The organism is Campylobacteraceae bacterium (assembly GCA_013215945.1).
Taxonomy (GTDB): Bacteria; Campylobacterota; Campylobacteria; order Campylobacterales; family Arcobacteraceae; genus NORP36.
The window spans coordinates 392014-400052 of record JABSOM010000001.1 but is presented as its reverse complement, the minus strand read 5'-3'; the positions used below and the strand labels follow the sequence as shown (position 1 = coordinate 400052).

Annotated in this window: 6 protein-coding genes, 2 rRNA genes and 1 riboswitch; of the genes, 7 read left to right on the top strand and 1 reads right to left on the bottom strand. The window is 29.9% G+C overall.

Features of this window, described 5'->3' with window-relative positions; all coding sequences use genetic code 11:
- From HRT41_01920 to HRT41_01890, 7 genes are all read left to right on the top strand, one after another.
- Window positions 1-360, top strand: a 23S ribosomal RNA gene (locus HRT41_01920); the annotation flags it as partial.
- Between the two features lie 140 nt (window positions 361-500).
- A 5S ribosomal RNA gene (gene rrf, locus HRT41_01915) occupies window positions 501-617 on the top strand.
- Between the two features lie 260 nt (window positions 618-877).
- The gene (locus tag HRT41_01910; protein ID NQY22762.1) at window positions 878-1015 is read left to right on the top strand and encodes a hypothetical protein; all 138 of its coding nucleotides are present in this window, start codon (window positions 878-880) and stop codon (window positions 1013-1015) included.
- Window positions 1016-1145: 130 nt separating this feature from the next.
- Window positions 1146-2003 (top strand): 3'-5' exonuclease domain-containing protein 2, encoded by an 858-nt coding sequence (locus tag HRT41_01905; protein ID NQY22761.1) that lies wholly within the window; start codon window positions 1146-1148, stop codon window positions 2001-2003.
- 58 nt (window positions 2004-2061) lie between these two features.
- A riboswitch (cobalamin riboswitch) is annotated at window positions 2062-2258 on the top strand.
- 90 nt (window positions 2259-2348) lie between these two features.
- Window positions 2349-6701 carry a cobaltochelatase subunit CobN gene (locus HRT41_01900; GenBank protein NQY22760.1) on the top strand — a complete coding sequence of 1451 codons (4353 nt, stop codon included), beginning with the start codon at window positions 2349-2351 and terminating at the stop codon, window positions 6699-6701.
- Window positions 6701-7150 carry a MotA/TolQ/ExbB proton channel family protein gene (locus HRT41_01895; GenBank protein ID NQY22759.1) on the top strand — a complete coding sequence of 150 codons (450 nt, stop codon included), beginning with the start codon at window positions 6701-6703 and terminating at the stop codon, window positions 7148-7150. The genes HRT41_01900 and HRT41_01895 overlap by 1 nt, the downstream gene beginning before the upstream one ends.
- The gene (locus HRT41_01890) at window positions 7140-7445 is read left to right on the top strand and encodes a DUF2149 domain-containing protein (GenBank protein ID NQY22758.1); all 306 of its coding nucleotides are present in this window, start codon (window positions 7140-7142) and stop codon (window positions 7443-7445) included. Before HRT41_01895 ends, HRT41_01890 begins: the two co-directional genes overlap by 11 nt.
- A gap of 50 nt (window positions 7446-7495) precedes the next feature.
- Here HRT41_01890 and HRT41_01885 read toward each other — a convergent pair whose 3' ends face one another.
- On the bottom strand, window positions 7496-8008 hold the full coding sequence (locus HRT41_01885) for a peptidylprolyl isomerase (protein ID NQY22757.1): 513 nt from the start codon (window positions 8006-8008) through the stop codon (window positions 7496-7498).
- Window positions 8009-8039 lie beyond the last annotated feature (31 nt).

Genomic DNA, 8039 nt, shown 5'->3' with positions numbered 1-8039 from the left:
GCAGGTCCCAAGGGTATGGCTGTTCGCCATTTAAAGCGGTACGCGAGCTGGGTTCAGAACGGCGTGAGACAGTTCGGGCCCTATCTTCCGTGGGCGTAGGAAAGTTGAAGAGATTTGTCCCTAGTACGAGAGGACCGGGATGAACGTACCACTGGTGTACCAATTGTTCTGCCAAGAGCATCGTTGGGTAGCTACGTACGGATGTGATAAGAGCTGAAAGCATCTAAGCTCGAAGCCAACTCTAAGATGAACTTTCCCTGAAGATCCCAGCAAGACTAGCTGGTTGATAGGCTGGATGTGTAAGCGTTGTAAGACGTTTAGCTGACCAGTACTAATAGATCGTTTGGCTTATTTATATTATTTCAATGGCTACTATCTTATTAAGTGTATTAACGCTTGATAATGACAAGTGTTCGAAATCTAAAGACTTTAACAATTTTTACTTATTCTATATATAGAAGTAAGTAATAAATATTCATTGGAATGTTTATTACTTATTTTCTGGTGATTATAGAGAAGAGGAAATACCCAGCCCCATTTCGAACCTGGTAGTCAAGCTCTTCATCGCTGATAATACTGCAGGGTCCCCTTGTCGGAAACGTAGGCCGTTGCCAGATTTAAGTATTTTATAAAGCTTTATCTTATTCAACTCTAAGTTGTTTAAGGTAAAGCTTTTTTTTTGCCCGTATTCACGGGATTTCATGCCTACTAACTTTTGATTTTAATTGAATAGGATTACATAGCCTTTTTTTCTATGCTTTCATAGAAAAAGGATTTCATGGATAATAATTGAGATTTTATAAAAAAGAGCAGTACTTTTTTTGTGAGTTTATATAAAAATAGAATTATTATAATAAAAATAAAAAAAGGAAGTTCTATGTCAACAAAAAATATTAAAGCAAAACTACCAAAAATAACAAAACCTATTGTTAAAAAACAATCTACTTTTGTAAACAATCGCTCATCAACTCCTAAAAAAATAATTGCTACTAATGATGCAACGATAAGAAGATAGTTTTTTAAAAGTGATTCTTAATTAATGAATACCTTAAAAAAGAAATAATTCTTTATTGGTATTTCTACTAAAAGATTAATTAATGAAATGGTTTAATATTTAATACTATACTAACAATAAAGGAAATAAATTGAGCAATAATATATCTGATTCTTTTATAAATAAAAAGCGTCTTTCTTTAATTGAAACACTGTGTGGCAGCGATGAATTAGATAATATCAAAAACTTATTAAATGAATGTTTTGATAATATCATTTCAAATAAGAGTACTTCTACCTATAAGTTACTTAGTTTTATAAGTAGCCTTGATAACATTCATACTTTAGATGATTCTAATAAAAATTTATATCATAATACTAATAGAAAAGAATACATTATAAATAACGATAATGATCTTAAAGAAATAATTCCTTTAATAAATAAATCAAAAATCTTAGGCTTTGATACGGAACAGAAACCTGTTTTTAAAAAAGGAGTTCCAGAAAGTAAAATTGCAATTATTCAATTATGCGATGCGAATAATTCTTATATTTTTCAGGTACAAAAAATTAAAAACATTTCTTCTTTATTAATGATTCTTTCAAATAAAAATATAATAAAAGTTGGTATTGGTTTAAAAAATGATCTTCAAGTATTATACAAAGAGTTTAATTGCAGAATGAATGCTTGCATAGATTTTGGGATTTTATTTAAAGATAAACTTTTTTCGCCTAATGAATTAGGAGCTAAAAAAGCATGTTTATTATTTCTTGATTTAAAACTTCAAAAGTCAAAAAATATAGCCAGGTCCAATTGGGAAAGAGATGTTTTAAGTGAGGCGCAAATTAAGTATGCTAATGAAGATGCATCCTGCGTTTACGATTCTTTTTGTATGATGATATTAAGATATGAATTTTTATTGGAAATACTTCCTTTGTGGTTTCAAGAGAAACACAAAAACAATGATTATAAAAATATTCTAAATGAGTTTTCTAAAAAGTTTTCTTAATCCTTTTTATTTACTTTAAATAATAATTATTTTTTTATTAAGTAAAAATAAGGTAACATTCGAAATAATTTAATTAAGTGAATTATTTTAATTCATGGGAAATAGGTTAAAAGCCTATGCTGCCCCCGCAACGGTACTACGTATATAATATTTTATTATGACAAAATATAAGCCACTGTTTTTTAATGGGAAGGAATATTTTGTTTTGAAAAAGTGCGTTTAGCCCGGAGACCGACTTAATTTTATCAATACAGATCAGGCGGGGTGTCTTGAAATCTTAGTATATACTAATATTATTGCCTAGCATTCCGCTTTCTGTGTTATTAAATTTTTAATAGGATAGATATGTTTTATAAATTACTTTTTTTATGCCTTTCTTTTGTTTTCCTTAATGCCCAAAGCTCTTCTCTTCAGAAAGAAATGTTTGTCGTAGTATCTGACCGTTCTGCATCTTCTATAAATACAGCTGCAAAATATTATATGAAAGATTCGCCTAATAATATCAAGATAAGAAGTGTTTCCCAAGTATTGCAAATGAGCTTGGATGAATTAAATTCATATATTAACAAAGCTGATATTATCTTATTTAGCTCTGTTTTTGGAGAAATAATTGAAAAACTTTCTGGCCTAAATTATCAAAATAAGCAAATGGTTATTTCTTTGCAAGGGGATAGACGTTTATTAAATATAAACCAAGATTCTTTTTTCACACCTTATAAAAATTTCCCCCTTGAATTATTAAATAAAAATAATAGCACAGCATCTTATTTAGATTATTTAAATAAAAAACAAAAAGAATTTCCCTCTTTTTCATTTTATTTACAAGCAAGAGCCTATTGGGAAAATCGAGGAATTGAAAATATTTCAAATTTATTTTCTTTTTTATTTAAAAGTACTTTAAATAATAATGAGTGGCCAGATATTAAAGAATTAAAACAAATACGTTATTTCCTTAATGCTAATGCTTCTAAAACCTACGATAAAATTGATAATATTATATTAGATAAGAATAAAGATATTTTATTTGTATTAGATAATGATAGGGCTGATAGCTCGTCTTCTTGGGAAATCCATGATAAGATACAAACATATGCGCCTTCTTTACAAGTTGTTTCTGTTTTAAGTTCATGGGGAAAAGCAAGTTATTTGGCACTTAAAAATATTGAGAAGCTTGTAGATAAAGTAGGTGATGGAAAACATTATTCTATTATATCTTTACATGATTTTGTAATTGGTGGAGGAGAGTCTAGATTAGAAGTGAATGACAGTTTTAAAAAATTAAATGTGCCTATTTTAAAAGCACTAAGAGTACTTGATAGTACAAGTTATGCCTATAAACTTTCTTCTACTGGTTTAGCTATTAATTCAGTACATTATCGTATCTCAATGCCAGAATTACAGGGAATTGGGCAGGTTCATATCTTAGCAATGAGTGAAGGTTCAAGTAAAGATGAGCGCACGGGTTTATTGCTGTTAAAGATTAAAGTACTTGATGATGAAGTGAAGAATATAGTCAAAAAATCAAAACGTTGGATTTTGTTAAAGAAAATAAAAAATAAAAACAAAAAACTTGCCATAATATATTACAACCATCCTCCCGGACGTCATAATATTGGTGCAGATAATTTAAATGTTCCAGCTACACTTTTTGAAATTCTAAATAAGCTTAAAAAAGAAGGTTATGATGTGGGAATTTTACCTAAAAGTTCTGAGGCTTTATTGGCAATGTTGCAAGAAAAAGCAGTTAATTTACCCAATGACAAAAGTGTTCTAAAAAAACAAAGTTTAGAAGGAAATACTCTTACTTCAAATGAATATGCGTCTTATCTTAATACTTTGCCAAAACATATTAACGAAGAGATGAAGTTTGGACCTCTTGCTGCTTTACATGTACAAATAAAAGAATTTCTTAATACTGAAATTCAAATCGTAGCTAATAGCGACAAACTAAAAGCCTATAAAGCAATGAATAACTATATGAATAAAACAATGAATAATTTACACCATGCTTTGGATGGAGTTAGAAATAAAAGCAGAAAAAGAGCTCTAAATTTACTTTTACAGCTAAAAAATGAATATACAAGTCTTTTGCAACAATCACAAAATGAAAATAAAATTGTTTTAATGAGTGCGAATACTTTAGTTCAAGCAATTATAGATTTAGAAATTGAAGGTATTAGGGGTTGGGGAGAAGTTCCTGGGGAAGTAATGGTTTTTAATAATAAACTGCTTATTCCTTCTGTTGTTTTTGGTAACATTATTCTTGCGCCTCAACCTCCAAGAGGCTGGGAATTAAATGAAGAGTTATTGCATGCCAATTTATCTTTTCCTCCAACTCATCAGTATATGGCTTTTTATTATTATATGAAAAATAAATTTAAAGCAGATGCTATTATTCATTTAGGAAGGCATTCTACTTATGAGTTTTTACCAAGAAAAGCGGTTGGTTTAAGTGCCAGTGATTATCCTCGTATTTTAATTGATGATTTACCAAGTATTTATCCTTATATTGTAGATGGTGTAGGTGAAGGTATTCAAGCTAAAAGAAGAGGTCACGCTATTATGATTGATCATTTAACGCCTCCTTTAGCAACCACTGATTTATATGACAGTCTTTTAGAATTAAGACAATTAATAGAAAGTGCTGAAGCTGCAAGTGATGATAATTTACGTAAGAATGCAATCACAAAAATAAAAGAAGCTATTGATACTATGCATTTAAGAAAAGAATTAGAGGCAAGTATGGATGAAGAATTAAAAGTAAGAGGTATTGCTTTTGATGAAATTGATGATGAATTTTTATTGCATGAAGTGGGGCATTATTTAACCAAACTGCAAGAAGAATTTATGCCTTTAGGTTTACATACCTTTGGAAAAAAATGGAAAAAAGAAGCAGTTTCTATCATGCTTAAATCCATGGAAGAAGAAAATAATGAAAGGGTTAAAGAAAATCTAATTAGCTCACCAAAAAAAGAAATGCAAGCTTTATTTTCTGCTTTAAAGGGTGGATATATTGAAGCTGGAAAAGGAAATGATCCTATAAGAACACCTGATTCTTTGCCTACAGGAAGAAACTTTTATGCTTTAGATGCGGGTTTGATTCCTTCTAAAATAGCTGTTGATACAGCAGGTATTCTTGCCCAAAAAATACGTTCAAATAATAAAAGTGATGTAAGAAAAAAAGAAGCGCTAATACTTTGGGCCTCTGATACAGTAAGAGATGAAGGTGCAATGATTGCTTTGGGTTTAGATTTATTAGGAATAAAAGTTATTTGGAATAAAAGAGGAATTTTAAAAGGACTTGAACGTATTCCCTTAGATAAAAAAAGAAAATACAGAAGAGATGTGTTATTTACTGCTTCTGGTTTATTTAGGGATTTATATGCATCAAAACTTGTTTTATTAAATAAAGCTGTTTTAATGGCACTTGATGCCTCTTCTTTTACTATTATTAAAAAATATCCAGCATTAAGTTTAAGCCTAAATACTGCTTTATCTTCTTTGGGTGAGCAAAAAAGAGGTGGGAATGAAAGTCTGGATGTAAATATTGTTGCATATAATTGGGTAAAAGAAGCAAGAGAAATATTAAAAAACAATAAGAACTTATCTTTAGAAGAAGTAGGATTAAGAGCTTCTTACAGAGTTTTTGCAACAGCACCTGGTTCTTATGGTGCAGGAATTAATAGGCTGGTTGAGCGTTCTAATTCTTGGAGCACAAGGAAAGAATTAGGAGAAGTATTTATTAAAAGAGTTTCATATGTCTATACCTCAAAAGAGGAAGGAATTTTAGCCAAAGATAGTTATGTTAGACAATTAAAAAATGTGGGAAATACCTACTTAGGACGAGCATCTAACTTGTATGGTTTAATTGATAATAATGATACTTTTGATTATTTAGGGGGACTTAATTTAGCCATTGAAACACTTACGGGAAAACATGTAAATTCTTATGTTATTGATCATTCTAATGCAAAAGATCTTAAAATCAATACTTTGCAAAGTACAATATTAGGCGAATTAAGAGGGCGGTACTTAAATCCACAATGGATAAAACCTTTAATGAAAGAGGGTTATAGTGGAGCTCGTACTATGGGAAGTGAATTTATTGAATATTTATGGGGTTGGCAAGTTACTAATCCAGAAATAATTGATACTTGGGTTTGGGATGAAGTAAAAGCAGTATATATTGATGATAAATTAAATTTAGACTTAGATAAATTTTTATCAAGTGATTATAATGTACATGTTCAAACAAATATCTTGGCTGTTATGTTAGTAGCTATTCAAAAGGATTTTTGGAAAACAGATAAAAAAACTTTAGATGATTTGGCAAACAAATTTGCAAAAAATATTATAAAATATGGAATTCCTGGTAGTGGTCATACCCAAGCCAATCATGAGATTTATAATTTTATTAAAGCTTATATTTCAAGTGAAGATTTATCTAAGCTTGAAAAAGTATTAGAAAATAGTAGATTGGATAAAAAAGCTGCAAAAAAAGAACAGTATAAAAGTATACAAGAAATAAAAATAAATGAGCAAGAAATTAAAAATGATGAAAAACAAGAATCAAAAGAAAATAAGCAGAAGAATATGCAAGACAACTCCTATATTATGTATCTTCTAATGGGATTCTTTTTTCTTTTATTAGTAGGAATTTTTAAATCTGTCTTTTTTAATAAACACAAAGGATTATAATGTTTTCGTCAATATCACTTGGATTAATGCATCAAATTACAGCACTTTTACTTGAACCTGTTTCATGGTTATTGCTTTTTTTTGTGGCATTTTCAATTTATGAAATAGGTATTAGTATAGGGGAAAAATCAATTGAAATCAAAAGACTTATTAAAAGTAAAGATATTCCTTTGGTTTTAATACATGCTAAAAAAAGAATAGAGCGAGCAGATTTTTTAACAAGACTTGCTCCGATGTTAGGTTTAATGGGAACACTTATTCCTTTAGGCCCTGGACTTGCTGCTTTAGGTGAGGGTGATGTGAAGATATTAAGTACAGCTATGTCGGTTGCTTTTGATACAACAGTTTTAGGATTATTGGCAGGAATGACAGGTTTTATTATTTCAAGACTTAGAAAACGCTGGTATGATCAAGCTTTAACTCAAATGGAAATAAACAATGAAATCTAGGTTTTCAAGTGGACACTTTGAAAAAGAAGAGGATGAACCCTTAGGTCCATTGGCAAATCTTGTGGATATTATTCTTGTTTTTGCTTGTGGTTTAATTGCTGCTCTTGTAGCTATTAGTCCTAATTTACAAGAACATTTTAATGTTCAAAATAAAGAAATTATTTCTCAAGGGAAAGAATTGACGCATATTCCAAAAGATTTAAAAGAAGCACAAGACTCTTCCAAAGGCTTTGAATCTTTGGGGCAAGTATATAAAGATCCTAAAACAGGAAAGTTAATTTTAATTAGTAAATAAGGAATGTTTTATTGGAAAAACAGAGACAGTTTATCTCTGTTTTTAGTAGTTTAGTCTTCTTTAGAAGCTAAAATTTCAATGCTGTCTATCACATCTTCTTGTTCTATTGAATCCAATACTTCAAAGGATTTTTCATCATTTTGCTCTATTTCTCCAAATACTGTATGTCCACCATCTAAATGAGGCGTAGCTACAAAAGTAATAAAAAATTGTGAACCACCTGTATTTTTACCAGCATGTGCCATTGATAAAACACCTCTGTTATGCACTTGTTTATCTGCACTTGTTTCACATTCAATTGCCCACTCAGGACCTCCACCACCAGTACCTTCTGGGCATCCAGCTTGTGCCATGAAACCATCAATTACACGATGAAAATTTAAACCATCGTAAAAAGTATCATTTGCTAAACTAGCAAAGTTTGAAACAGTATTTGGAACTGCTTCTACAAATAATTTAACCCAGATTACACCCTTAACAGTAGTAATTTTAGCATATTGAAATTTCTCTAATTCTTCTTTTGAATACGAATATTCTTTTAGTTCTTTGGATGATCCAAACATTATTATCCTTGTAATTTTTTTGAATTATATC